Raw genomic sequence first — 24,494 nt, forward strand, 5'->3', positions numbered from 1 at the left:
GTCCCGCTCCTTCTGGCCTTGGACGAAAGGCAGCGGGATTCCGGCTCGGGGGCCGGGATGACGAAGGGAGAGGGGTATTATCATGCCGCTAGACTGGGCCTCGCTCGTCGGCTTCGTCGGCACCGCGTGTATCATCGGCGCCTATGCCTATCTTACGCTGTCCGACGCGACCAATCCCTACGTCCTGCACGGCACCAATCTCACCGGAGCCGCTCTCCTGACGGTTTCGCTGCTGGTCCACACCAACTGGCCCAGCCTCGTGCTGGAAGGCTTCTGGGCAGCGATCGCCATCACCGGGCTGGTGAAAGCGGCCAGGGCGCACAAGGCCCGAAAGGAAGTAATGCCGTGATCATCGCAGTCGATGGCCCCACCGCTTCGGGCAAGGGCACCATAGCCAAGGCGCTGGCCGAGCACTTCGGCCTGCCGCATCTCGACACCGGGCTGCTCTATCGCGCGGTCGGCCGACAGGTGCAGCTAAATGGCGGCGATCCCGACGATCCGGCGCAGGCTCTCGCCGCCTGCGACTTTGCCGATGCCCTGCTGGACGACGCTGCCCTGCGCTCGGAAGAAACAGGCGGGCTGGCGAGCCAGGTCTCGGTCCATCCGGAGGTCCGGCAGGCGCTGCTCGAGCGTCAGCGCGCTTTCGCCAGCCAGCCGGGCGGCGCGGTGCTCGACGGGCGCGACATCGGCACGGTGATCGCGCCCGATGCCGACGTGAAGCTGTTCGTCACCGCCAGCGTCCACAAGCGCGCCATGCGTCGTTGGCTAGAGATGACCGGCCGCGAGATCGAGATCTCGCTCGACGCGATCGAACAGGACATAGTCAGGCGTGACGCGCGCGATATCGGACGCAAGGACGCGCCGCTCAAGGCCGCTCCCGATGCGCTGATCTTCGATACGACGGAGTTCGACAGAGATCAGGCGATTGCCGAGGCGATCGCGGCTGTGGAAGCGGCCCTAGCAAACTGAGCCCTTTCCTACAGTGTCGGCGATGTGGCTAGGTGCGCTCGATGCAAAGCTGTGCCCTCACCCGTTCGTGCAAACCATCATACCCGAAACGGGGGTATCCGGCCGCCCGCATCTTTTCCCGCCCAGGACTGTGGTCCATGCGGTCCATGTCTCCGAATTTCCCATTTCCCTTGCAATCGTACCGCCTTTCGCCTAGGCGCGCGCCCGTTCTTACGCATCTTCCGATCGAAAGGACCTGCGCGACGGCATTCGGCCCCGCGCAGATGTCGGCCTCTTGCCCTGCTAGCCCTCGCAATGGTGCGTGGGAGGCAGTTTAAGACCCGGAGAAAAACTCCGTGGCCGGTAGCTAACAGTGAACGGGAAACCCCAACCTATGGCAACTTCTGCCAACCCTACGCGCGACGATTTCGAAGCGCTTCTCAACGAACAGCTCGGCGGGGCCGGCGACGAAGGCTTTGAAGGCCGCGTCGTGAAAGGCACCGTCACCGCAGTCGAAAACGGCTTTGCGGTCATCGATGTCGGCCTCAAGAGCGAAGGCCGCGTCGATCTCAAGGAATTCATGCGCGGCGAAGACGAGCACGGCCTCGAAGTCGGCTCGGAAGTCGAAGTCTTCGTGGACCGCGTCGAGAACGCCGATGGCGAAGCGATGCTCAGCCGCGACCGCGCCCGCCGCGAAGCCGCCTGGGACAAGCTCGAAAACGAATTCGGCGAAGGCAAGCGCGTCGAAGGCCGCATTTTCGGCCGCGTCAAGGGCGGCTTCACCGTCGACCTCGACGGCGCCGTGGCCTTCCTGCCCGGATCGCAGGTCGACATCCGTCCCGTCCGCGATGTCACCCCGCTCATGGACCAGCCGCAGCCGTTCCAGATCCTCAAGATGGACCGTCGCCGCGGCAATATCGTCGTCTCGCGCCGTGCCGTCCTTGAAGAAACCCGTGCCGAACAGCGCAGCGAACTGATCAACGACCTCGCCGAAAACCAGGTCATCGACGGCGTCGTCAAGAACATCACCGACTACGGCGCCTTCGTCGATCTCGGCGGCATCGACGGCCTGCTGCATGTCACCGACATGAGCTACAAGCGCGTCAACCACCCGAGCGAAGTGATCGAGATCGGCCAGACCGTGACCGTCCAGATCATCCGCATCAACGAGGAAACCCAGCGCATCAGCCTCGGCATGAAGCAGCTGGAAAGCGATCCGTGGGACGGCGTGTCGGCCAAGTATCCGGTGGGCATGAAGCTGACCGGTACCGTCACCAACATCACCGAATACGGCGCTTTCGTCGAGCTGGAGCCGGGCATCGAAGGCCTGGTCCACGTCAGCGAAATGAGCTGGACCAAGAAGAACGTCCACCCGGGCAAGATCGTCAGCACTTCGCAGGAAGTCGAAGTCATGGTCCTCGAAGTCGACAGCGAGAAGCGCCGCATTTCGCTCGGTCTCAAGCAGGCCCAGCGCAATCCTTGGGAAGAGTTCGCCGAGAAGCATCCGGTGGGCACCGAAGTCGAAGGCGAAGTCAAGAACGCCACCGAATTCGGCCTCTTCATCGGCCTCGACGGCGATGTGGACGGCATGGTCCACATGTCGGATATCGCCTGGGGCATCTCGGGCGAAGACGCGCTGGCGCTCCACCGCAAGGGTGAGCAGGTCAAGGCCGTCGTTCTCGACGTCGATACCGACAAGGAGCGTATCAGCCTCGGCATGAAGCAGCTCGAAAAGGGCGCACCGAGCGCCGATGGTGCCGACACCAGCAGCCTGCGCAAGGGCCAGACGGTTACCGTCACCGTGCTCGAAGTCCGCGATGGCGGGCTGGAAGTGCAGGTCGGCGACGACGGCGCGACGGGCTTCATCAAGCGTTCGGATCTCGGCCGCGACCGTGACGAGCAGCGTCCGGATCGCTTCCAGGCCGGCCAGAAGGTCGACGCCATGATCACCGGCTTCGACCGTTCGAAGAAGCCGAACTTCTCGATCAAGGCGCGGCAGATCGCCGAAGAGAAGGAAGCGGTGCAGCAGTTCGGTTCTTCGGACAGCGGCGCCTCGCTCGGCGACATCCTCGGCGAAGCGCTCAAGGGCAAGGAAGACTGACGATGCAGCTTGGTGCCCGCGCAAGCGGGTGCCTAGCGAACCGTCATCCCGGACTTGATCCGGGATCTTTATCGGTCAATCCCGACTTGGCTGTATGAGATCCCAGCTTTCGCTGGGATGACGATGAGGATGAAAGGCCCGCCTTCCGATGGAGTGGCGGGCCTTTTCTATTGCGGGTCAGCGATGTAGGCTCAGTGCATGCTAGAGATCCATCAATTCCCCTGCCTGTCCGACAATTACGGCTTCCTGCTCCACGATCCCGACAGCGGAGAAACCGCTGCGATCGATACGCCTGACGGAAAGGAATACCTGAAACAGGCCAAGGCCAAGGGCTGGACGATCACTCATATCTGGAACACCCACTGGCACCCGGACCATGCGGGCGGGAACAAGGATATTGTCGAGGCGACCGGTGCCAAGGTCATCGCGCCGCAGGAGGTCGAGAAGCTGTCGGGGATCGACCGGGTCGTCGGTCACGGCGATACCGTCGACATCGGAGACTTCACCGCCGATGTCATCGATGTCAGCGGACATACCAACGGCCATATCGCCTACCACCTGCCCGAAGCGGGGATCGCCTTTGTTGGCGACAGTGTTTTCGCGCTGGGCTGCGGGCGGATGTTCGAAGGCGAGCCGAAGCAGTTCTGGGACAGCCTCAGCCGCATCAAGGCCCTGCCGCCCGAAACCATGCTCTATTGCGCGCACGAATATACCGCGGCGAACGCCAGGTTCGCGGTGCACGCCGATCCGGAAAACGATGCCCTCGTCGCCTATGTCGAGGAGATCACCGCCAAGCGCGAGCGCGACGAGCCCACCGTACCCACGCAGTTGAAGCGCGAGCTGGCCACCAATCCCTTCCTGCGCGCCGACGACCCGGCGCTGGTAGCAAAATGGGGCGGTGATGCGCCGCATGAAACCTTTGCCGCGTTAAGGGCGGGCAAGGACAATTTCTGACACCATGAAAGCGCTGCGCGTCCAGCACCTGTCGGACGACCTGTCCGGCGTGGAACTGGTCGACCTGCCGCAGCCCGAACGAAAGCAGGGCGAGGTGCTCGTCCTCGTGCGCGCCGCTTCGCTCAATTACCCCGACCTGCTGATGACGCAGGGCAAATACCAGTTCAAACCGGAGCCTCCTTTCACCAGCGGGATGGAGCTGGCGGGCAAAGTGCTCGAGGCAGATAGCGATAGCGGCTTCGCGCCCGGTGATCGGGTCATGGGCGGCGCGAAGACCGGTGGGTTCGCTGAGACGGCCGTAGCCCCGGCGCGCGCACTCCGGCGTATTCCCGACGGCGTGTCCCTCGCGACCGCTGCGGCGATGGGCGCAGCCTATTCCACTGCCTACACCGGGCTCGTCGAATTGGGGGGACTCGAAGCTAGCCAGTCGGTGTTGGTCCATGGAGCGAGCGGAGGCGTTGGCCTTGCCGCATGCGATCTAGCCAAGGCACTAGGAGCGACCGTGATCGCGGCGACGCATCGCGAAGATAAGCTGGAAGCGCTTGAGGCCGCATCGGGCGCGGATCATGTCATCCTCAACCATGGCCGTTTCCGCGAACAGGTGGGCGACCTGACGGGCGGCACGCTGTGCGATCTCGTATTCGATCCGGTCGGCGGCGATGTGTTCGACGAGAGCACCCGCTGCGTGGCGTTCGGAGGCAAATTGCTCGTGGTCGGCTTTGTCGCGGGACGCATCCCGGAAATCGCGGTCAATATACCGCTGATCAAGGGCTTCTCCGTCGTTGGCGTGCGCGCCGGCGAATATGCCCGGCGCTTCCCCGATCGCGGGGCGCGGATCATGGGGGAGCTCGACAAACTCGCCGTCAGCGGCGCGATCACCCCGCATATCGATCGCACACTACCCCTCGCCTGTTGGCGCGAGGCTTTCGATGCCATGGCGGCGGGGGACCTGATCGGAAAAGTAGTGCTGGAGCCGTAATGTGACCTCAGGCCTGTAGGGCCGATCGCCCTGAGCCTGTCGAAGGGCAGCCCCAGCATTCGCTCCAAGTGGCGGCGCCGTGGCTGGGCTTCGACAAGCTCAGCCCGAACGGGCGAGGATGTTGCTCTTACCGACGAAAAAGGGCGACCCGCAGGCCGCCCTCTTTGAATTCAATGATGCGCCAACGCTCAGAGCTCGGCGATCACCTCGTCCGCCAATTTCCGGTCGGCTTCGGCGTCATGCTTTTCCGCGATCAGTTTGCGGCTGGCGGCCGCGGCGGCAGCGGCTGCGGTCGCGCGGACTTCGTCGACCGCGTCGCGCTCGGCGGCGGAGATCTTGTCCTCGGCCATCTTCTTGCGACGTTCGACCAGCGCCTTGCTGTCGGCTTCCGCCTTCTCGAGGATCGCGTCCGCTTCATGGCGGGCGTTTTCCATCATCGCTTCGGCGTCTTTTTCCGCGTTGGCGATCTTGGCAGTGTACTCGTCGCGCAGCTTTTCCGCTTCTGCGCGCAGCGCCTTGGCTTCGTCCAACTGGGCCTTGATCTCGGCGATCTTGTTGTCGAGGCCGCCGGTGACCAAGCTCGGCACCTTCTTCCACAGCATGATGGCGATCAGCACCAGCATCGCGACCGAGACCCACTGATAGGGCTCCAGCCACAAGGCGCTCGGCTCCAGCAGCTTGGCCGCGCCGAGATCGGTTTCGCTCACGACCTGCGCCGCTTCGGTGGTCAGGGGCTCGGGCGTGTTAGCCATGGGTCATGGCCTCCTTCACGGCCTGCTCGGCGGTCGGCCGGGGCACGGAGACACCGGCGAGACGCTGGACGATATCCTGAGCCGCTTCGGCGGCAACGGTTTCGATCTCGGCCAGCGCATCGCTGCGCGCACCGGCGATGCGCTGTTCGGCTTCGGCCAGCTTCTTGTCGAGCCGCTTCTGCGCGGCGGCGATCTTCTTTTCCGACTTCGCGGCGGCATCGGCCTTGGCTTCCGCCACCAGCTTCTGCGCGTCGGCACGGTTGGCGTTCTCACGCTCGCGCCAAGCTTCTTCCTCGGCATCGGCCTTGTCGCGCGCGGCCTGGGCGGCTGCGAGGTCGTCGGCGATCTGCTTGTCGCGCTCGCCCACGGTCGCCATCACGCGCGGCACCATGCCGCGGCCGATGACGAAGAATGTGAACCCGAAGAACACCAGCAGCCAGAAGATCTGGCTGGAATAGGTCTCTGCGAGCTGGGCTATCTGGGGCATGAGAGCGGTCCCGGAAAGTCAGTCTAAAAAAGGCACGACAGGGCCGGAACGATGCCCGGCCCTGTCGCGGTTCAGAGATTAGGCGACGAAGATCAGGATCATCGCGACGACGAACGCCAGCAGGCCGAGAAGCTCGGCAGCGGCGAAGCCGATGAACAGGCGGCCCTGCTGGCCGTCGGCAGCACCCGGGTTGCGGAGAGCCGATTCGAGGAACGAGCCGAACACGTTACCCACACCGATGGCGGCCATGCCGGCACCGATTGCTGCGAGACCCGCACCGACCAGCTTTGCTGCTTCTGCGTCCATTGTAATAACTCCTTGAGTACAAATCTGTTTGGTTGATCAGAGACTTAGTGAAGGTTTTCGGCGTCGTTGATATACAGCGAGGTCAACAACGCGAAGACATAGGCCTGGATACCGGCTACGAGGATTTCCAGCGCGGAAATGCCGATCATCAGAATGAAGCTCGGGGCGCCCACCAGCAAACCGAAACCGGCGCCGGCATTGATGCCGTCGATCACGAAGCTGGACAGCACCTTGAGCAGGACGTGGCCCGCCATCATCGCCACGAACAGCCGCAGCGCGAGGCTGAAAGGGCGAACGAGGAAGCTGATCAGCTCGATCGGGAAGATGATCGGGATCATCGGCAGCGGGGTGCCGCTGGGCACGAACAGGCTGAAGAAATGGAAGCCGTGCTTCCAGAAGCCGACGATCAGGACGATCGAGAAGCTGATGATCGCCAGCACGCCGGTGATGGTGAAGTGGCTGGTGAAGGTGAACGGGTGGATGCCGAGCACGCCCAAGGGCAGCAGGCCGAGCAAATTTCCGAACAGGATGAACATGAACAGGCTGAAGACGTAGGGCACGTATTTGCGCCCGGCCTTGCCGATGTTCACTTCCAGCATGTCATCGATAAAGCTGGTGAAGCTTTCGACCATCATCTGCCAGCGACCGGGGACGAGCTGCCCCTTCATGCCGCCCCACACGAACACGGCGAGCAGCACGGTGGTCAGCGCCATCCATGCCGCACTGTTGGTGAAGGCGATGTTGTAGCCCGCGATTTCCCAGCCTTCGGAACCCAGCATGGGCTCGATGGAGAACTGCTTCATCGGGTCGACTTTGCCAGATTCGGCCGCCACGTGAGATCCTTACGCGTTTTGGCGAACACCCGGCCCGTCAGCGCTCGTCCGAGCTGTCCGCGGGCGGCGTATTCGCCATTCGAAACACATTCCTGAAGGCGACCACTATTCCCAGGAACAGCCCCACCAACAGTGCCCAGGGATTGGTGCCGGTCAGATAGCCGATGGCATAACCGATCACCGTCCCCCCCAGAAGCCCGCCGAGCAAGTCCGCCAGCACCCGGTTGCCGCTGCGATAATTCGCGTCGGATCCGGTGCCCTGCGGCCGGTTGCGCCCCTCTTCACGCTCGCGTGCGGCCTTCAGCCGCTCTTCGAGCGCGTCGATACGCGCATCCTCGGCAATGGGTTCCCGGGCGGGTTTTTCGTCGCTCATGCCTTGCTCCTAAAGGAAGGGTTGCGCGGCACGGGCAAGAGCTGCCCGCCAAGGGCGCCGCCCCCTTAGAAGGGGGGTAAATGCAAGTCAACCGGACAGCACCCGAAAGCGCCGCCCGGCTGACGATATTTCTGCAACTGCTCTTGCGTGCGGCCTATGGTCCGACAATCACGGGCAGCGCGGGTCCCGCTGCGGCGGCGCGGCGGTGCGCGTCTGCCACGTCCCGTCGGGCGCCTGGTATTTCTCGCCAGGCTCGGTCCGAGCGATCAGCACACAGCCCTGCGTGAAGGCGTATTCCTCCAGCGTGGCATTCTGCGCCTGCGCGCGCTGCGTGTAATTCGCGCGCCGCTTGATGTTGAGATCGGCAACGAGGCTGCGGATCGCGGCCGGCTGATTGCCGACGACGCCGAGATAGCCGTCCATCTGTTCGCCGACTTGGCCGTTGGCGCGCGCCGCGGCATAGGCCGGATCGCGCTGGAAATAGGCCGTGGCAGGCGCCGCCAGCGCCAGTGCGACGCCCGATGCCATCACGGCCCTGGCAAATGTCGAGAGTTTCATGCCTTGAATCCTTACCCTTTAAAATATGTCCGGGTTCGCCTCGATGTTGTCTTCGACGTCGGCGGCGAGCCGGTAGATCACTTCCTGCCGGATGTTGATGTTGAGCTCGATCACGATGGGTTCGGAAGGGGCATTCACATTGATGCACCCACCCAGCGCAGCGAGCCCGCACACCGGCCCCAGTTTCATCATCCGCCCCGTCGCTCTCATCCTGCGCAGTCTCGCAGTCGGCAGGCGGTGCGTCAATTTAGGCAGTGTCATGGCAGATCCTCGCTTTCGGGGTCCTGAATAGGCGGTTGGTCCGGAATAAGGTCTTCCGGGTCGATGTCAGGTTCGGCTTCCTCGCCGGTCACGCTGCGCCGGACGCGATTGCCATCGGCATCGAGCAGCCCGATCTCGCGCGGATCGCGGACATAGGCCGGATCGTAGAACGAGCGGATATCGGTCAGGAGGCGATAGAATGGCGCGCGGATATTGACGTTGAAGCGGATCGGCAGGCTGGCGATGCGGCGGGTGACGAAATTGCTCGATGCGCCCTCGCCCTGGCTGACGCCGTCGAACCGCACGCGGGTGACGATTTCGCCGGTCAGCGGCCCTTCGACGGCCACGCGCATCTGCCGGAAATCGAGCGATCGCAGCGCGTTGAAGGCGAAATTGGCGAACGCCCCCATATCTTCATACGTCAGTTCGCCGACATAGGAGACATTGCCGCCCGGCGGGCGCGAGATCAGCAGGCCGTCCTCGATCCGGCCATCGCCGCGTTCGTCGAACACCACCGAAATCGTGCCGTCGAAGGTGCCGGTGGCAGCGAAATTGCCGAGGTCGAGCTGCTCGACGAAGCGGGCCGCCTCCAGCCCGACGATCTCGAATACGTAGCGGCGTACCTCCTCGCGGCCGAAATTGAGATCGACCGAGCGCATGATCAGCGTGCCGCCCATGAAGGGCCAGCTGCCGCCTTCGACCGCCAGCAATTCGCCGCCGCGGAGGGCGAAGCGAACTTCGCCGTCGGTGACTTCGATGCCCGGATTGATCGAGCGTACCTTGAGGACCTGGTCGGGCGCGGTCGTAAGATCGAGCAGGTCGCTGAATTCGACCGTGCCCGATGCGCCCTGCACCGGACCGAAGGCCGCGGCGAAGTCGAGCGAATCGCTGGAGAAGCGCCCGCTGCTGGTCACATCATCGCTGTTCCAGTCGATCCGGCCGGTGCCGGTGACGGTGCCGCGGGCATTGGCGATGACCCCGAGCGCAAGGTTGCTGAGATCGACCGGCTGCAGGGTGCCGTCGAAAGTGATGCCGTCGACTGTCAGATCGGCGAAGCCTTGCGAATTGGCGAGGTTGTGCCGGATCGCCACGTCTACGACTTCGCGCTGGCTATTCGGCTCGCGCAGGATCGCGTTGGCCAGAATGATGCTGTCTTCCAGCGTGAGCGTGGCGTCCTCGGCATCGAGCGGATTGAAGCGCGCGTGCTCGCTGCGATCGACCAGCCGGAACGCGCCTTCGTCGATACGCAAAACCCCGCCGATGTAGGACCAGTTGCCGCTGGCGCCTTGCAGGTCGAGCGGCACGGCATCCAGGCGAATGTCCGCCTCGGCGAAGGTGCCGGCGATGTCGCTGCCGAGATCGGCCTTGAGATCGGTGATGTCGAAGCGCGCGGCATTGTCCGCCTCGCCGAGCACGACGTCGAGATCGCGCGCGACCACTTCGCCGGGCCAGGCAAAGCCGACCGGGCCGCTCGCCAGTTGCAGCGGCGTGCCCGCCAGTTCGCCGCTCAGCCGCAGCGAAGTCGCCCCGGCCGCAAAGTCGAGCCCGCCGGGACCGTAGCGCAGCATCGCGCGACCGCCCGGCGGGCACAGCGTGACGCTCTGGCTGCCGAGCACCAGGTCGACATAGGCCAGGCGGCGGAAGGTCACCGGCGTACATCCCGACCACAGCGCGAGCGCGCCCGAACGGTCGACACTGCCGTCGATCGGCACCGCCAAACCGCGCGCTTCGCCGCCGGGCAGCGGACCGTCGGCCTGCACAAGCCCGTCGAAGCGGAGCGCGCCCGAACCCGCCTGGCGCACGGTCAGGCGCGGCAGCGCGAGGGTGCTGCCTTCGGCACTGTAGGGCGCCATCTGCAGGGTGAAGACCGTCGCGCCCGCAGGCGAGCGCTCCATCCGGCCCGCGATGCGCGGAATGTCGCCGCCGCCGGTCGAGATGTTCCCCGCGATGCGCGGCAGGCCGCTATCGCCGAACAGCACCTGCAACCGCGAGATCGCCGCCACCGCTTCGCCTCCGCGCCCGCGCAGCGAGACCCGCGGCGCGGCGATGCTGGTCTCGCCCTTGCTGCGCCTGATCGAAAGGTCTGCCGCGAGCGATCCGCCCTGCACCTGCCGCGCGAGCCCTCGCTCGAGCCGCGCCAGGAGCGGTGCCAGCAGGGAGCCGTCGGTAGCACGGCGCGCCTCGGCAAGCTGGCCCGCCAGCCCGTCGCCCAGCGCAACACCCTCGCCCTCCACGTCCCAATCCGACTGGAACTGCGAAAAATCGCTCGCCGCACGCAGCGACCCCGACAGGTCGAGCGTCGCAAAGCGCGCCTGTTCGCTGCTGGCATCGGCGAGCGCGATCGTCTGCTGCGAAACGATCCGCCCGTCGCGCCATGTCACATCGGCGTCCAGCGTCGCCGATCGCGCCGAGGCGATGGCCGAGCCGGGCGCCTGCATGTCGCCAGCTAGCGACGCATCCACCCCGTCGAGCGTCGCATCGCCGGTCGCCGCGAGTTGCAGGTCCGTCTTCCCGAGCGAGGTGCCACTGTCCTCGCAGGCGAGGCTCGCCAGCCGCAACGGCCCCTCGAATGTCGGGCGACCCGCGGCGACGGAGACCGACCCATAGGCGCTGGCCCCGCGCAGCGCGCAGTCCTCGTAGTCGATTGTCGGCGCAGCCGCCGCCATCACACCGGCAAAGCCGTCGTCGACTTCGCCTTCGCCCTCGGCCTTGATACCGATGGCGCCATAGGGCGAATCGATCCGGGCGCGTCCGTCGATCAGCTGCAGGTCGAGATCGGGCAGGCCCGGTTCTTCGTCGCTCTCCGCGAAAATCACGCGGTCGAGCGAACCGAAAGTAAGGCCGTCTTCCGTGATCTCGCCATAAAGGCGGGGCCGCGTCACCGAAACGCGCCCGATCGCCGGGATGCCCAGCCGGTAGCGCAGTTTGATTTCGACCCGTTCGACGGTGAGGTCGGGATCGTTGGGGTCGCCGATCACGATGTCGGTGAGAACCTGCTTGGCGGGGCCGATCGATTCGATCTCGTAGGTGGCAGGAAGATAGTATTGCTGGACGAGATCGCCGATGATGTTGTCGGCGATCCGCTCCCGCGCGAGCCAGACGATGAGGAAGCCGAGCAGCAATAGCAGCGCGACCGCGACCGCCCCCATACGCGCGATGCGGCCCGCCGAACGGTTGGTGCGGGCCGCCGCGACCAGGGTTTCCTCGCCCTCTCCCATCACCGCTCCACTTGCGCGCATCGCCCGGTAAAGGCAATGCTCCGAATAGCTTGGAGATGTAACGCTTGAACGAGCGGAGGGTTGCTTGCCGCAGGCCGAGGACGAGTATTCGGCGCCGAAGAACGCGCATTACGGCACGGGGCACCGCGCCCGGCTGCGCGAGCGCCTGCTCAACGGCGGAGCCGAGGCGCTCGCCGACTACGAAGTGCTCGAGTACCTGCTCTTCGCCGCTTTCCGGCAGGGGGACACCAAGCCGATCGCCAAGGCGCTGATCGCACGCTTCGGCTCGCTCGCAGGCGTTCTGAACGCCGAGCCGGGCGCGCTGGCCGAAGTCAAAGGCGTGGGCGAGGCCAGCGCCGCAGCGCTGAAAGCCGTCGCCCTCGCCGCCCGCCGCATGGCCCGCAACGAAGTGCAGCAGAAGCCGATACTCGGCAGTTGGCAGGCATTGCTCGACTATCTCACCGTCGACATGGCGCACCTGACCGTGGAGCGCGTGCGCGTGCTCTATCTCAATGCGCAGAACCGGCTGATCCAGGACCATCACGTCGGCGACGGCTCCATCGACGAAGCCGCGATCCACCCGCGTGAGGTGATCAAACGCGGCCTCGACATCGGCGCGACCGCGCTGATTCTCGTGCACAACCACCCGAGCGGCAATCCGGAGCCGAGCCGCGCCGATGTGCAGATCACCACCCGCATCGCCGAAGCGGGCAGATTGCTGGGGATTACCGTCCACGATCACGTCATCGTCGGGCGCGAGGGGCACGTGAGCCTCAGGGCGAAAGGCTTGATCTGAGCGACACCGCAGCCTAGCCGCCGCGCGACAGTTTCAAACCCTTTTTCCCGGAGTCGACCGATGGTCCCCCGCTATGCCCGCCCCGCCATGACCGCCCTGTGGGAGCCGGAGGCGAAATATCGCATCTGGTTCGAGATCGAGGCGCATGCGACCGAGAAACTAGGCGAGCTCGGAGTGGTGCCGGAAAGCGCGGCCAAGGCCTTGTGGGACTGGTGGGCGACCGATCCCAAGATCGACGTCGAGGCGATCGACGCTATCGAAGCGGTGACCAAGCACGATGTCATCGCCTTTCTCACCTGGGTCGCCGAGAATGTCGGCGAGGAAGCACGCTTCATGCATCAGGGCATGACCAGCAGCGATGTGCTCGACACGACGCTGGCGGTGCAGCTGGCGCGATCGACGGACATTCTGCTCGAAGACCTCGATGCGCTACTCGCCGCGATCAAGCGCCGCGCGGAAGAGCAAAAATACACGCCGACGATCGGGCGCAGCCACGGCATCCACGCCGAACCGGTGACCTTCGGCCTCAAGCTCGCGCAGGCCTATGCCGAGTTCGATCGCTGCAAGACCCGCCTGGTCGCCGCGCGCGAGGAAATTGCCACCTGTGCCATCAGCGGCGCCGTCGGGACTTTCGCCAACATCGATCCTTCGGTCGAAGAGCATGTCGCCGACAAGCTCGGCCTCAAGCCCGAGCCGGTTAGCACGCAGGTGATCCCGCGCGACCGCCATGCGATGTTCTTCTCCACCCTCGCCGTCATTGCCGGGTCGATCGAGCGGCTCGCGGTCGAGATTCGCCATCTCCAGCGCACCGAAGTGCTGGAAGCGGAGGAATATTTCTCACCCGGCCAGAAGGGTTCGAGCGCGATGCCGCACAAACGCAACCCGATCCTGACGGAAAACCTTACCGGCCAGGCCCGCATGATCCGTGCCTATGCCATGCCGGCGCTCGAGAATGTCGCGCTGTGGCATGAGCGCGATATCTCGCACTCCTCGGTCGAGCGCTTCATCGGCCCCGATGCCTGCATCACGCTCGATTTCGCGCTCGCGCGGCTGACCGGGGTGATCGACAAGCTGCTGGTCTATCCCGAACGCATGCAGGCCAACATGGACCGGATGGGAGGCCTGATCCATTCGCAGCGCGTGTTGCTTGCGCTCACCCAGAACGGCGTCAGCCGCGAGGATGCCTATCGCCTCGTCCAGCGCAATGCGATGAAGGTATGGGAATCGGACGGCCAGCTGATGCTGCTCGACCTGCTCAAACAGGACGCGGAAGTGACCGCCGCCCTGTCCGAAAGCGAGCTCGAAGAGCGCTTCGATCTCGAATACCATTTCAAGCACGTCGACACGATCTTCAACCGCGTCTTCGGCTAGAGAGTGCGCAGTATCTGGACGCGGCCCTTTCTGCGCCCTAGCATCATGATGAAATAAGGGAGGGGTTCGCCTTGCAAATCGTCCGCACAATCGTCTGGGTTCTGATCCTCGTCGCGCTGTTGCTGTTTTCGTGGTTCAACTGGACCCCGGTCGAAGTGACGATCTGGGACAACCTTCTGGTCGAAACCAAGGTCCCGGCGCTGGTGATCGTCTCCTTCCTGCTCGGCCTCTTGCCGATGTGGATGTACCATCGCGGCGTGCGCTGGACGCTGTCGCGCAAGATCGCGAGCCTGGAAAACGCCGCCCGCACCCATATCGAGCCACCGCCTGCGTCGACGGAAGATCCAGCGCCCGCACCTACGCCTGCATCGAGCACACCGCCCCCGCCGCAGCCCGACAGCGACGGCCTCCAGCCGGAAACCGACAGACCGTGAGCAACCCGGTCTTCCTCGCGCTCGACATCCCGCGGCTGGAAGCGGGCAAGGCGCTGGTCGACAAGGTCAAGGCGCATATCGGTGGTGTGAAGCTCGGCATGGAGTTCTTCTATGCCCACGGCCATCACGGGGTGCACGAAATTGCGCACTGTGGTCTGCCGGTCTTCCTCGACCTCAAGCTGCACGACATTCCCAACACCGTCGCCGCCGCGATGCAATCGATCCATGTGCTGGAGCCGGCCATCGTCACGGTCCACGCATCGGGCGGGCGCGCGATGATGGAAGACGCCAAGGCGGCGGCGGGCGAGAACACCAAGGTCGTCGGCGTAACCATGCTGACCAGCCTGGACGAGCGCGACCTCGAACGCACCGGGGTCGATGGCAGCCCGCACGATCATGTCATGCGGCTGGCCGAACTGGCGGAGAACGCCGGGCTCGACGGGATCGTCTGCTCCGGACAGGAAGTCGGCGCGGTACACAAGCAATGGAAACAGGGCTTCTTCGTTGTTCCCGGCCTGCGCCCGGCAGGCAGCGCAAGTGGTGACCAGAAGCGCGTCGTCACCCCACGCCAGGCGCGTGACGACGGTGCCAGCGTCCTGGTGATCGGCCGCCCGATCAGCAAGGCGGACGATCCGGAACAGGCTGCGCGGGATATCGAGGCGACGCTGTGATCGCGCGGGTGCTGGCGCTCGCCGCCGCGCTGGCGCTGCCCGCCTGCGTGCCCGGCGAAATCCGCAGTTCGGTCGCCGAGCAGGAGGCCGACCGCGACATCATCCGCTTCGGCGAAGTGTCGTTCAGCCAATTGGCCGAGGGCGTGTGGATGCACACCACCTATCTCGACCTGATGGGCTTCGGGCCGATCCCTTCGAATGGTCTGTTGGTGGTAAACGGCGATAACACAATCCTCGTCGATACCGCCTGGACCGACGAACAGACCGAGCAAATCGTCGCCTGGGCCAGCATGGTCCTGGCCAAGCCCGTCCGCGCTGCGGTCGTCACCCATGCGCATCAGGACAAGATGGGCGGCATGGCCGCGCTGCACGGCGCGAACATCGCGACCTGGGCGCATCCGCTGAGCAACGAACTGGCGCCCGAGGAAGGGCTGGTTCCTGCACGCAATGCCATCACCTTCGACGCAAACGGTTGGGCGACGGGCGAGGCGGCGCAATCGCTTGCGCCCTTACGCCTCTATTACCCCGGCGGAGCGCATACGCGCGACAACATCACCGTCGGCCTGCCGGAGCTTGGAATCGCCTTCGGAGGCTGCATGATCAAGGCGGGGGACGCCTCGAACCTCGGCAATCTCGCCGATGCGGACACCGCGGCCTATGCGCAATCGGTGCGTAATTTCGCAGCGGCGTTCCCCGATGCCCGGACCATTGCGATGAGCCATTCCCCGCCCGAGGGTCGCAAGGCGATCGAGCGCACGCTTGATCTCGCCGAAGAACTCTAGCAACGCGCGCGCCATGACGATGATCAAGATTTGCGGACTCTCCACGCCGGAGACGATCGAGGCTGCCGTGCAGGCGGGCGCGACCCATGTCGGCTTGGTGCATTTCGCCAAGAGCCCGCGGCATGTGGAACTAGAGAAAGCCGCCGAATTGCGCGCGCTGGTGCCCGAGAGCGTCAAGGCGGTGCTGTTGCTGGTCAACGAGCAGCCCGAAGAGACCGCGCGCGCGATCCAGATCGTCAAGCCCGACGTCGTGCAGTTTCATGGCAGCGAAACGCCGCAATGGACCAAGGCGGTGCGCGACCAGCTTGGTATCGAGGTGTGGAAAGCGCTGGGCGTACGCGAAGCGGCTACGCTGGAGAAATCGCGCCGCTATGAAGGCGCGGTCGACCGGCTGCTGTTCGATTCCCCGGCAAAGAAGTTGCCGGGCGGCAATGGAGTGACGTTCCAGTGGGACGTGCTCGCCGGCTTCGAGCACCATACGGCCTGGGGGCTGGCAGGCGGGCTGACGCCGGACAACGTCGGTGATGCGATCCGCCAAACCGGCGCGGAGCTTGTCGATGCCTCAAGTGGTGTTGAGAGCGCTCCGGGCGTCAAGGATATTGCGAAAATCGAAGCGTTCTGCGAAGCCGCAAGAAACGCATAGACCCCCTACTCCCGTTCGCCCTGTGCTTGTCGAAGGGCCGTACTTCTTTTTTACGCTGCGCCAGAAGCAAGAACGGGGCTTCGACAGGCTCAGCCCGAACGGATTTTTTGTGGCAACCAAGGCGAATTCCTTCCGCACCCAGCCTGACGAGCGCGGGCATTTCGGCCAGTTCGGTGGGCGCTATGTCGCTGAAACGCTGATGCCGCTCGTGCTGGACCTAGAGCGCGAATATCGCGCGGCGCAGGCCGATCCTGCCTTTCAGGCCCAATTCGACGACCTGCTCGAACACTACGTCGGCCGCCCCTCCCCGCTCTATTTCGCAGAACGCCTCACCGAGGCGCTCGGCGGCGCGCAGGTCTGGTTCAAACGCGACGAGCTCAACCACACTGGCGCGCATAAGATCAACAATTGCATCGGGCAGATCCTGCTCGCCGAGCGCATGGGTAAGACCCGCATCATCGCGGAGACCGGCGCGGGGCAACACGGCGTCGCCACCGCCACCGTCTGCGCGCGGTTCGGCCTGCCTTGCGTCATCTACATGGGCGCGGAGGACGTAAAGCGGCAGTCGCCCAATGTCTTCCGCATGAAGCTGCTCGGCGCAGAAGTCGTCCCCGTCACCAGCGGCGGCGCGACGCTCAAGGACGCGATGAACGAAGGGCTGCGCGACTGGGTCGCGAATGTCCACGACACCTTCTACATCATCGGCACCGCCGCCGGGCCGCATCCCTATCCGGAGCTGGTGCGCGATTTCCAGAGCGTGATCGGCAAGGAAGCCCGCGCGCAAATGCTCGACCGCACGGGCCGCCTGCCCGATTTGCTGATCGCCTGCATCGGCGGCGGCTCCAACGCGCTCGGCCTGTTCCACCCGTTTCTTGACGATCCGGACGTGAAGATGCTCGGCGTCGAAGCGGCGGGCCATGGTCTTGACGGCGACCAGCATGCCGCCAGCCTGCTCGGCGGCGCGCCCGGCATATTGCACGGCAACAAGACCTACCTGCTGCAGGACGAGGACGGCCAGATCACCGAAGGCCACTCGATCAGCGCCGGCCTCGACTACCCCGGCATCGGCCCCGAACACGCATGGCTGAAAGAGTCAGGCCGCGTCGAATACACCGCCGTGACCGATGACGAGGCCTTGGACGGCTTCCAGCTGCTTTGCCGCACCGAGGGGATTATTCCCGCTCTGGAACCGTCACACGCCATCGCGGCGGTCGCCGACCGCGCCAAACAGATGAGCGAGGACCAGATCATCCTGATGAACCTGTGCGGACGCGGGGATAAGGACATCTTCACGGTGGCGGAGAAGCTGGGAGTGGAGATGTAATGCGTCTACGCCGGGAAGCTGAGAACAAGAATTCAACTGAATGGCCAGCGTTTCATCATCTAATGGATTGCTACTGGCATCAAACCGCCGATGCATTTTACTCCGAGTTCAAGGAAGCACTCGACGATTTTCGTGAATGCGAAGGACAAGAAAGGTTTGAGCAACTCAAAGCCGAGCTTTGTGCTCTTCGAGATCAAGGGCGCTTTCCGAGACCCGGGCAGTTGCGAGTTAATTATAACAAACCATTTTGGCGCGGCTATGCGCGTATCGTGACCACGAGAGATATCGCAACATGTGATCCAATTCTTGGGTCTAGGGAAACTCAATGACCCGCCTCCAAAACGCCTTCTCCAAACCCCACGCCGCCTTCGTTGCCTTCATCACCGCTGGTGACGGGGACACGGCGGCGAACCTTGATGCGCTGGTTGCGGGCGGTGCGGATGTGATCGAGTTGGGCATGCCCTTCACCGATCCCATGGCCGATGGCCCCGCGATCCAGGCGGCCAATATCCGCTCGCTTGCGCGCGGCACGACCACGCGCGATGTGCTGATGATCGCCAACGAGTTCCGCGAGCGCCACCCGGAGGTGCCGCTGGTATTGATGGGCTACGCCAACCCGATGGTGCGGCGCGGGCCGGAATGGTTCGCCGCCGAGTGCAAGGGCTGCGGCGTCGATGGGGTGATTTGCGTCGATATCCCGCCCGAGGAAGACGCCGAGCTCGGCCCCGCCCTGCGCGCAGCGGGCATCGCCCCGATCCGGCTCGCCACGCCCACCACCGATGCCAAGCGCCTGCCAGCAGTGCTCGAGGGATGCGAAGGCTTCGTCTATTACGTTTCTGTCGCCGGGATCACCGGCAAGCAACAGGCCGCGCTCGACACGATCGAAAGCAATGTGGCGCGGATCAAGCGATCGACCGACCTGCCCGTCGCGGTCGGCTTCGGCGTGCGCACGCCCGAACAGGCGGGCGCTATCGCCAGGGTCGCGGACGGCGTGGTCGTCGGCTCCGCGCTGGTCGAACTGGTCGGCGAATTTGGCACCGAGGCCCCGGCCAAGCTACAAGAGCTGACCAAGGCACTGGCTGACGCGGTCCATTCCGCACGCTAAGGACGACAACATGAACTGGTTCACACGCGTTCGCAATTCGCTGGGCTTCGGCCCCAAGCGCACCACCGACAAGGATCTGTGGGTCAAGTGCCCCTCCTGCGCGGAGATGCTCTTTGCGCAGGAATACGAGGAGAATGCACAGGTCTGCCCGCGCTGCGACCACCATGGCCGTATTTCGGCGGACGAGCGGCTGCGGCAATTGCTCGACGAGGGCTATGAAGTGCTGCCGCAGCCCGAAGTCGCCGAGGATCCGCTCAAGTTCAGGGATTCGAAGAAATATACCGACCGCCTGAAGCAGGCGCGCGCGAAAAACCCGCATGCCGATGCCTTCACGGTCGGTTCGGGCGCGATCGACGGGCACCATGCGGTCGTGGGCGTCCAGGACTTCGGCTTCATGGGCGGTTCGATGGGCATGGCAGTAGGCACCGCGTTCTGCGCCGGGGCCGAGCGGGCGCTGCGCCGCAAGTGCGGCTATATCGTCGTGACGGCCGCAGGCGGCGCGCGGATGCAGGAGGGCATTCTCAGCCTGATGCAGATGCCCAAGGCGACCGTCATGACCCGCCGCCTGCGTGAAGCCGGCCTGCCTTATATCGTCGTGCTGACCGACCCGACCACCGGCGGCGTCACCGCCAGCTACGCCATGCTGGGCGACGTCCATATCGCCGAGCCGGGCGCGCTGATCGGCTTTGCCGGCCAGCGGGTGATCCAGGATACGATCCGCGAGCAATTGCCCGATGGCTTCCAGCGCGCGGAGTATTTGCACAAGCACGGCATGGTCGATCGCGTGGTGCACCGGCACCAGTTGAAGCACGAACTGGCGACGCTGCTGGGTTATCTGCAGCCCGCCGAGGCTGCCTAATGAACATCGTCATCCCAGCGAAAGCTGGGATCTCGCTCCACCAGGATCGACGCAAGTGGCGAGAGACCCCAGCTTTCGCTGGGGTGACGAGGTAGCCATGGACTTCGCACGCTCCTCCCACCCCGGCGTGCAGGCCCAGCTCGACCGGCTCGGCCTGCTGAGCGTCCCCGACGGGCGGTTCGGGCTGGAAACGATCACCACCCTGCTCGACCGGCTCGGCAATCCGCATCGCCAGCTACCGCCGACGTTCCATGTCGCGGGGACCAACGGCAAAGGCTCGGTCTGCGCCTTCCTGCGCGCCATGCTGGAGGCGGATGGCAAGCGCGTCCACGTCACCACCAGCCCGCACCTCGTGCGCTACAATGAACGTATCCTGCTGGCTGGCAGACTGATCGAAGACGAGCCGCTGGCGGCGCTGCTGGAAGAGGTGCTCGATGCGAGCGAAGAGTTGGCCCCCAGCTTTTTCGAAGTCACCATCGCCGCCGCCTTCCTCGCATTCAGCCGCACACCTGCCGATGCCTGCGTAGTTGAGGTCGGCCTTGGCGGGAGATTCGACGCGACCAATGTGCTGCAATCGGACGTGCTGGCGGCTTGCGGAATCGCGGCGCTGGGGATCGATCACGAACGCTTCCTCCTCGCCCCGGAGGACGGCGTGCCGAAAGACCCGATGGCGCGGATCGCATTTGAGAAGGCGGGGATCGCGAAGAAAGGCATACCGCTGGTGACCGGCTTCCAACAAGCAGGTCCGGCCTTGGAAATCGAACGGGCGATATTGCGCAGCGAGGCCACGCTGAAAATGCGCGGTCGTGAATGGCACGCGAGCATGGACGACGCCGGGCTGCACTACGCCGATTTCGGCGGCGCTCTAGACTTGCCGCAGCCATCCATGCCCGGCGGACATCAAATCGATAATGCGGCGCTGGCTGTCGCGATGCTGCGTCACCAAGAAGCGTTGTCGGTCTCGCCCGAGGCGATGGCGCAAGGGCTGCGCGCGGCGCATTGGCCTGCACGGATGCAGCGGCTGAAACCGGGCCCACTCACCGGGGATCGGGCCGTCTGGCTCGATGGCGGACACAATCCCAGCGCGGGTGCGACGATTGCTGCGTTTTTCGAGGGGCCGGTTCATCTTGTTCTGGGTATGCTCGACAACAAGGACCCGCAGGCGCTGATTGCGCCACTTGGAGACCGCATTCGTAGCCTTACCGTAGTGCCGGTGCCGGGGCATGACAGCCATCCGGTCGAGGCTTTCGGCCCCGATGCCAAGGCTGTTGATACTATCGAAGAGGCGCTGCTTGGCATCCCCGCAGATGACTACCCGATCTTGATCGCAGGCTCGCTCTACCTTGCGGGGGAGGTGTTGCGACTTAATGACGGGATCCCCAACTAGCTAACCAAGTCCGTTCGGGCTGAGCCTGTCGAATCCCAGTCACGGCGTTGTGCCAAGACCAAAGGCCCGGGGCTGCCCTGCGACAGGCTCAGGGCGAACGGGTGTTGGTTTGGGTGCGAATGTTACTCCGCCGGTTCCGCAGCTGCCTCAGGTGCAACGACACCCGCCGCCTTGCCCAGCCGCGCCTGGCGGACCCACTCGATCACGCACAACACAACCGCGAACATGCCGATCAGCGTCGTCAGGATGAAGACGTCGAAATAGCCGCGCTCCTCGATCATCTGGCCCAGCGCCCCCCGTCCGAGCGTGCCGACCAGCAGCGTCAGCGAAGACAGCAGCGCATATTGCACCGCGCTGTACCCCTTGGAGACGATGCTGGAGAGATAGGCGACGAAAGCCGCGCCCGCGACGCCGACCGCTATATTTTCGCCCGCGATCGCCATCATCAGCTTGCTGAGGCGCTCGTCGCCGCCGAGCTGGACCACCAGCCAGGTGAAGCCCGAATTGTCGGCCACGGTCTGCACGACCGCCCCGCCCCGCGCCAGATCGGCATAGAGCAGGTTGGTGGCAGCGGCGAAGAAGGCGCCCAGCGTCAACGTCAGCATCCGGCCGATCGCGGTCAGCAGGTAACCACCCAGCGCGAGACCCAGCAGCAGCGCCCCGACGCCGAAGAACTTGGAGGCCACGGCCACCTCGTCCTTGGTGTACTGCAATTCGCCGAGGTAGAACGGATAGGCGAAACTGCCCCAGATCGCGTCGGTGATGCGATAGGTCAGCACCAGCGCGATCACGATGATCATCGCCCAGCCGAGCCGACCGATGAGGTCAGTGAGCGGGAGCACCAGTGCGCGGTAGAGATGGTCCATCGCCCGGTCGCCACTCGACTTTGCGGCGAAAGGCGAGGCGTAATGTCCGGTCTGGATATCGTCGCCCCCGCTGACCTGCGCCGGGATCGTGTAGCGGCCTTGCGCGCGCATCCGCTCCAGCCACGCGGCAATCAATGCGGGGATCACCACGGTGGCGATCACGATCAGCGGGCCCATGGTGGAGATGAAATCGACCGAGTCGGGTCGCATTTCGGGATCGCTCGACAGCGATTGCACCATGAATACGCCGACCGTCACCAGCGCCCAGCCCCACAGCAGGCCGACCGCGACCAGCGCCCAGCCGCGCACCCTGGGCAGGATCTGCCCGGCTTTGCGCAGGCCATAGGGATCGTCGCCGCGTTGCGATTCCAGCGCCTTCAACGCCTTCGTGTCGGCATCGGGAGCCCACAATCCCGCAAAGCCGACCACCAGCATCAGCACGCCCATGCCGAAATAGGTCGCCGGCCAGCCGTATCTCTCTGCTGCGAACAGCGCCAATGCGCCGCCGACCAGGGCGGCGATGCGGTAACCCATCTGGTAGACGGTGGAGAGGATATCGATCGTTGCGACATCGTCCGCGACATCGACGCGCCAGGCATCGATCACCACGTCCTGCGTCGCGCTGGCGAAGGCGGCAAGGCCCGCCAGCAGGCTGAAGATGCCGATCGTCTCGTTGCTTGGCGTAATAAAGCTGAGCGAGGCCAGCGCGGCACCGATGAACAGCTGCGCGGTGACGATCCACTGCTTGCGCTTGCCGAGGCGGCGCAGGCCGGGGATGTCGATCCGGTCCAGCGCGGGCGACCACAGGAACTTGAAGGCATAAGCGAGGCCGATCAGCGAGAAGACTCCCATCGTCTCCAGGTCGATCTCGCCGCTGTCGGAAAGCCACGCGTAGAGCGTGCCGAGCACGAGCGCATAGGGCAGTCCCGCTGCGAAGCCGAACAGCAGCATGTAGGCGGTCTTGCGGTGGCGCAATGCCGCCACGACGGCGCGCCAGCCGGGTTTGCTTTTCTCTGCAGCCGCTGCTGCCATCGCTGTCACTCCCTTTGCGCCGACACTAGCGCAGCCACGCGCTGTGGGAAGCCCCGACCATCCGCGCTTCCACCGCAACGTTCGTCCGTGTAGAGGCGCTCACCATGGCAGCCCCACCCAAACAGAACCATGAACGCAGCCCAGACCGCCCCGATGGCGACCGCATCGCCAAGCTGCTCGCCCGCGCCGGTGTCGCGAGCCGCCGCGAGGTCGAGCGCATGATCACCGACGGGCGCGTCGCGCTGCACGGCAAGCCGGTCGAGACGCCCGCGACCTTCCTCGAAAGCCTGCGCGGCGTGACGGTGGACGGCAAGCCCGTCGGCAAGGCCGAGCCGACGCGGCTGTTCGCTTTCAACAAACCGACCGGGCTGCTGACGGCCGAGAACGACCCGAAGGGCCGCGCCACAATCTATGACGCGCTCAAAAACGCCTTGCCCAAGGATGCGGGCCGCGTGATGCCGATCGGGCGGCTCGACTTCAACACGGAAGGCCTGCTGCTGCTCACCAACGATGGCGGGCTCAAACGCCGGATGGAACTGCCTTCGTCGGGCATCCCCCGCACCTACCGCGCGCGCGCTTTCGGAGACATCACGCAGGAACAGCTCGAAAGCCTGATCGAAGGGATCGAAATCGACGGGGTCCGTTACGGCCGGATCGACGCCAATCTGGAGCAGAAGACGAAGAGCGCCGGGGGCCGCAATCAGTGGATCGAGATGACGATCACCGAGGGCAAGAACCGCGAAGTGCGGCGCGTGCTCGAACATTTCGGACTGGAAGTGAGCCGCCTGATGCGTGTCGCCTATGGCCCGTTCCAGCTCGGCGACCTGCCGCGCGGCCAAGCCGTCGAAATCCGCAAGGGCGATCTCGGCCGGTTCCTGAGCACGCTCAAGAAGGAGGGCGCGTGAGGATCATCGCCGGCGAATGGCGCGGGCGGAAACTGGTCGCACCGAGGGGCGACGGCACCCGCCCGACCGCAGACCGGACGCGCGAGACTTTGTTCTCGATGCTCACCAGCCGCCTGGGGAGTTTCGAAGGACTGAGCGCGGTCGATCTGTTCGCCGGCTCCGGTGCGCTCGGGCTGGAGGCGCTGTCGCGCGGCGCAGCGCATTGCCTGTTCGTGGAGCAGGACAAGCCCGCGCTCGATGTGATCCGCGCAAATATCGTTGCTCTGAATGCCCGCGCGAGGGCGACCGTATCGGCCGGATCGGTGATGGCGCTCGGCCCGGCCAAAGCGCCGCACGACCTGGTCCTCGCCGACCCACCTTACGACTCCGGCGCCGGGGCGGTAGCGCTCGACCGGTTGCTGCGGCTCGGCTGGATCGGGCCGCAGACGTGGATCGCAGTCGAGACCGCCGCGCAGGAAGATGTCGCGGTCAAGGGCCTCGCAATCGAGACCGAACGCAAGGTCGGGAAGGCGAAGCTGACCATTCTCCGCCTTCCCGCCGGCTAACCCG

27 protein-coding genes are annotated in these 24,494 nt (G+C 64.9%); 18 read left to right on the top strand and 9 right to left on the bottom strand.

Going from position 1 to position 24,494, the window contains the following annotated elements; translation table 11 throughout:
- Positions 1-82: 82 nt before the first annotated feature.
- The 5 genes from EL2594_RS07420 to EL2594_RS07440 all read left to right on the top strand — a co-directional run bounded on the left by EL2594_RS07420 (position 83) and on the right by EL2594_RS07440 (position 4,982).
- Positions 83-349, top strand: coding sequence for a CBU_0592 family membrane protein (locus EL2594_RS07420; protein WP_011414425.1), 267 nt, complete (start codon positions 83-85; stop codon positions 347-349).
- Positions 346-969, top strand: a complete 624-nt coding sequence (gene cmk / locus EL2594_RS07425) for a (d)CMP kinase (RefSeq protein WP_011414426.1) — start codon at positions 346-348, stop codon at positions 967-969. The genes EL2594_RS07420 and cmk overlap by 4 nt, the downstream gene beginning before the upstream one ends.
- 373 nt (positions 970-1,342) lie before the next feature.
- Entirely contained in the window at positions 1,343-3,049 is a 1,707-nt protein-coding gene (gene rpsA, locus EL2594_RS07430; protein WP_011414427.1) for a 30S ribosomal protein S1, read from the top strand.
- A 198-nt stretch (positions 3,050-3,247) separates the two neighbouring features.
- Positions 3,248-4,003, top strand: coding sequence for a hydroxyacylglutathione hydrolase (gene gloB, locus EL2594_RS07435; protein WP_011414428.1), 756 nt, complete (start codon positions 3,248-3,250; stop codon positions 4,001-4,003).
- 4 nt (positions 4,004-4,007) lie between these two features.
- Positions 4,008-4,982: an NADPH:quinone oxidoreductase family protein gene (locus tag EL2594_RS07440; RefSeq protein WP_011414429.1), complete on the top strand. Its 975-nt coding sequence runs from the start codon at positions 4,008-4,010 to the stop codon at positions 4,980-4,982.
- Between the two features lie 188 nt (positions 4,983-5,170).
- Here the strand turns inward: EL2594_RS07440 and EL2594_RS07445 are convergent, their stop codons facing one another.
- The 8 genes from EL2594_RS07445 to EL2594_RS07475 form a co-directional block, all read right to left on the bottom strand.
- On the bottom strand, positions 5,171-5,734 hold the full coding sequence (locus EL2594_RS07445) for an ATP synthase subunit B (RefSeq protein WP_011414430.1): 564 nt from the start codon (positions 5,732-5,734) through the stop codon (positions 5,171-5,173).
- Positions 5,727-6,221, bottom strand: coding sequence for a hypothetical protein (locus EL2594_RS07450; protein WP_011414431.1), 495 nt, complete (start codon positions 6,219-6,221; stop codon positions 5,727-5,729). Before EL2594_RS07450 ends, EL2594_RS07445 begins: the two co-directional genes overlap by 8 nt.
- A gap of 78 nt (positions 6,222-6,299) precedes the next feature.
- The gene (locus tag EL2594_RS07455) at positions 6,300-6,527 is read right to left on the bottom strand and encodes a F0F1 ATP synthase subunit C (RefSeq protein WP_011414432.1); all 228 of its coding nucleotides are present in this window, start codon (positions 6,525-6,527) and stop codon (positions 6,300-6,302) included.
- A gap of 44 nt (positions 6,528-6,571) precedes the next feature.
- Complete coding sequence (locus EL2594_RS07460) at positions 6,572-7,330, bottom strand: F0F1 ATP synthase subunit A (protein ID WP_041685819.1); 759 nt, start codon at positions 7,328-7,330, stop codon at positions 6,572-6,574.
- A gap of 67 nt (positions 7,331-7,397) precedes the next feature.
- Entirely contained in the window at positions 7,398-7,733 is a 336-nt protein-coding gene (locus EL2594_RS07465) for an AtpZ/AtpI family protein (RefSeq protein ID WP_011414434.1), read from the bottom strand.
- Between the two features lie 168 nt (positions 7,734-7,901).
- Positions 7,902-8,291, bottom strand: coding sequence for a YdbL family protein (locus tag EL2594_RS07470; RefSeq protein ID WP_011414435.1), 390 nt, complete (start codon positions 8,289-8,291; stop codon positions 7,902-7,904).
- Positions 8,292-8,309: 18 nt separating this feature from the next.
- Positions 8,310-8,501 (bottom strand): YnbE family lipoprotein, encoded by a 192-nt coding sequence (locus tag EL2594_RS15130; RefSeq protein ID WP_155806011.1) that lies wholly within the window; start codon positions 8,499-8,501, stop codon positions 8,310-8,312.
- A gap of 47 nt (positions 8,502-8,548) precedes the next feature.
- Entirely contained in the window at positions 8,549-11,770 is a 3,222-nt protein-coding gene (locus EL2594_RS07475; protein ID WP_011414437.1) for a YdbH domain-containing protein, read from the bottom strand.
- A gap of 85 nt (positions 11,771-11,855) precedes the next feature.
- On the opposite strand from EL2594_RS07475, the gene radC reads away from it, so the two are divergent.
- The 11 genes from radC (at position 11,856) to EL2594_RS07530 (ending at position 21,142) form a co-directional block, all read left to right on the top strand.
- Positions 11,856-12,566 (top strand): RadC family protein, encoded by a 711-nt coding sequence (gene radC / locus EL2594_RS07480; RefSeq protein ID WP_011414438.1) that lies wholly within the window; start codon positions 11,856-11,858, stop codon positions 12,564-12,566.
- A 60-nt stretch (positions 12,567-12,626) separates the two neighbouring features.
- Positions 12,627-13,937, top strand: a complete 1,311-nt coding sequence (gene purB / locus EL2594_RS07485; RefSeq protein WP_011414439.1) for an adenylosuccinate lyase — start codon at positions 12,627-12,629, stop codon at positions 13,935-13,937.
- 71 nt (positions 13,938-14,008) lie between these two features.
- Positions 14,009-14,371, top strand: a complete 363-nt coding sequence (locus tag EL2594_RS07490) for a hypothetical protein (RefSeq protein ID WP_011414440.1) — start codon at positions 14,009-14,011, stop codon at positions 14,369-14,371.
- Positions 14,368-15,042: an orotidine-5'-phosphate decarboxylase gene (gene pyrF / locus EL2594_RS07495; RefSeq protein ID WP_011414441.1), complete on the top strand. Its 675-nt coding sequence runs from the start codon at positions 14,368-14,370 to the stop codon at positions 15,040-15,042. Before EL2594_RS07490 ends, pyrF begins: the two co-directional genes overlap by 4 nt.
- Positions 15,039-15,824, top strand: coding sequence for a subclass B1 metallo-beta-lactamase (gene bla, locus EL2594_RS07500; protein WP_011414442.1), 786 nt, complete (start codon positions 15,039-15,041; stop codon positions 15,822-15,824). The genes pyrF and bla overlap by 4 nt, the downstream gene beginning before the upstream one ends.
- Before the next feature lie 13 nt (positions 15,825-15,837).
- Positions 15,838-16,467 carry a phosphoribosylanthranilate isomerase gene (locus tag EL2594_RS07505; protein WP_011414443.1) on the top strand — a complete coding sequence of 210 codons (630 nt, stop codon included), beginning with the start codon at positions 15,838-15,840 and terminating at the stop codon, positions 16,465-16,467.
- 109 nt (positions 16,468-16,576) lie between these two features.
- Positions 16,577-17,791, top strand: a complete 1,215-nt coding sequence (gene trpB, locus EL2594_RS07510) for a tryptophan synthase subunit beta (RefSeq protein WP_011414444.1) — start codon at positions 16,577-16,579, stop codon at positions 17,789-17,791.
- Positions 17,791-18,120 carry a contact-dependent growth inhibition system immunity protein gene (locus EL2594_RS15830; protein WP_196793184.1) on the top strand — a complete coding sequence of 110 codons (330 nt, stop codon included), beginning with the start codon at positions 17,791-17,793 and terminating at the stop codon, positions 18,118-18,120. Before trpB ends, EL2594_RS15830 begins: the two co-directional genes overlap by 1 nt.
- Complete coding sequence (gene trpA, locus EL2594_RS07520; RefSeq protein WP_011414445.1) at positions 18,117-18,896, top strand: tryptophan synthase subunit alpha; 780 nt, start codon at positions 18,117-18,119, stop codon at positions 18,894-18,896. The genes EL2594_RS15830 and trpA overlap by 4 nt, the downstream gene beginning before the upstream one ends.
- A 10-nt stretch (positions 18,897-18,906) precedes the next feature.
- Positions 18,907-19,755 (top strand): acetyl-CoA carboxylase, carboxyltransferase subunit beta, encoded by an 849-nt coding sequence (accD, locus tag EL2594_RS07525; protein WP_011414446.1) that lies wholly within the window; start codon positions 18,907-18,909, stop codon positions 19,753-19,755.
- Between the two features lie 97 nt (positions 19,756-19,852).
- Positions 19,853-21,142, top strand: coding sequence for a bifunctional folylpolyglutamate synthase/dihydrofolate synthase (locus EL2594_RS07530; protein ID WP_011414447.1), 1,290 nt, complete (start codon positions 19,853-19,855; stop codon positions 21,140-21,142).
- A 122-nt stretch (positions 21,143-21,264) separates the two neighbouring features.
- Here the strand turns inward: EL2594_RS07530 and EL2594_RS07535 are convergent, their stop codons facing one another.
- Entirely contained in the window at positions 21,265-23,040 is a 1,776-nt protein-coding gene (locus EL2594_RS07535) for an AmpG family muropeptide MFS transporter (protein WP_011414448.1), read from the bottom strand.
- Positions 23,041-23,144: 104 nt separating this feature from the next.
- Between EL2594_RS07535 and EL2594_RS07540 the strand changes: the two genes are divergently transcribed.
- Both EL2594_RS07540 and rsmD read left to right on the top strand, forming a co-directional pair.
- Complete coding sequence (locus EL2594_RS07540; RefSeq protein WP_011414449.1) at positions 23,145-23,945, top strand: pseudouridine synthase; 801 nt, start codon at positions 23,145-23,147, stop codon at positions 23,943-23,945.
- On the top strand, positions 23,942-24,490 hold the full coding sequence (gene rsmD, locus EL2594_RS07545; protein WP_011414450.1) for a 16S rRNA (guanine(966)-N(2))-methyltransferase RsmD: 549 nt from the start codon (positions 23,942-23,944) through the stop codon (positions 24,488-24,490). Before EL2594_RS07540 ends, rsmD begins: the two co-directional genes overlap by 4 nt.
- Positions 24,491-24,494: the final 4 nt, after the last annotated feature.

This window comes from Erythrobacter litoralis HTCC2594, from assembly GCF_000013005.1.
Lineage (GTDB): Bacteria > Pseudomonadota > Alphaproteobacteria > Sphingomonadales > Sphingomonadaceae > Parerythrobacter > Parerythrobacter litoralis_A.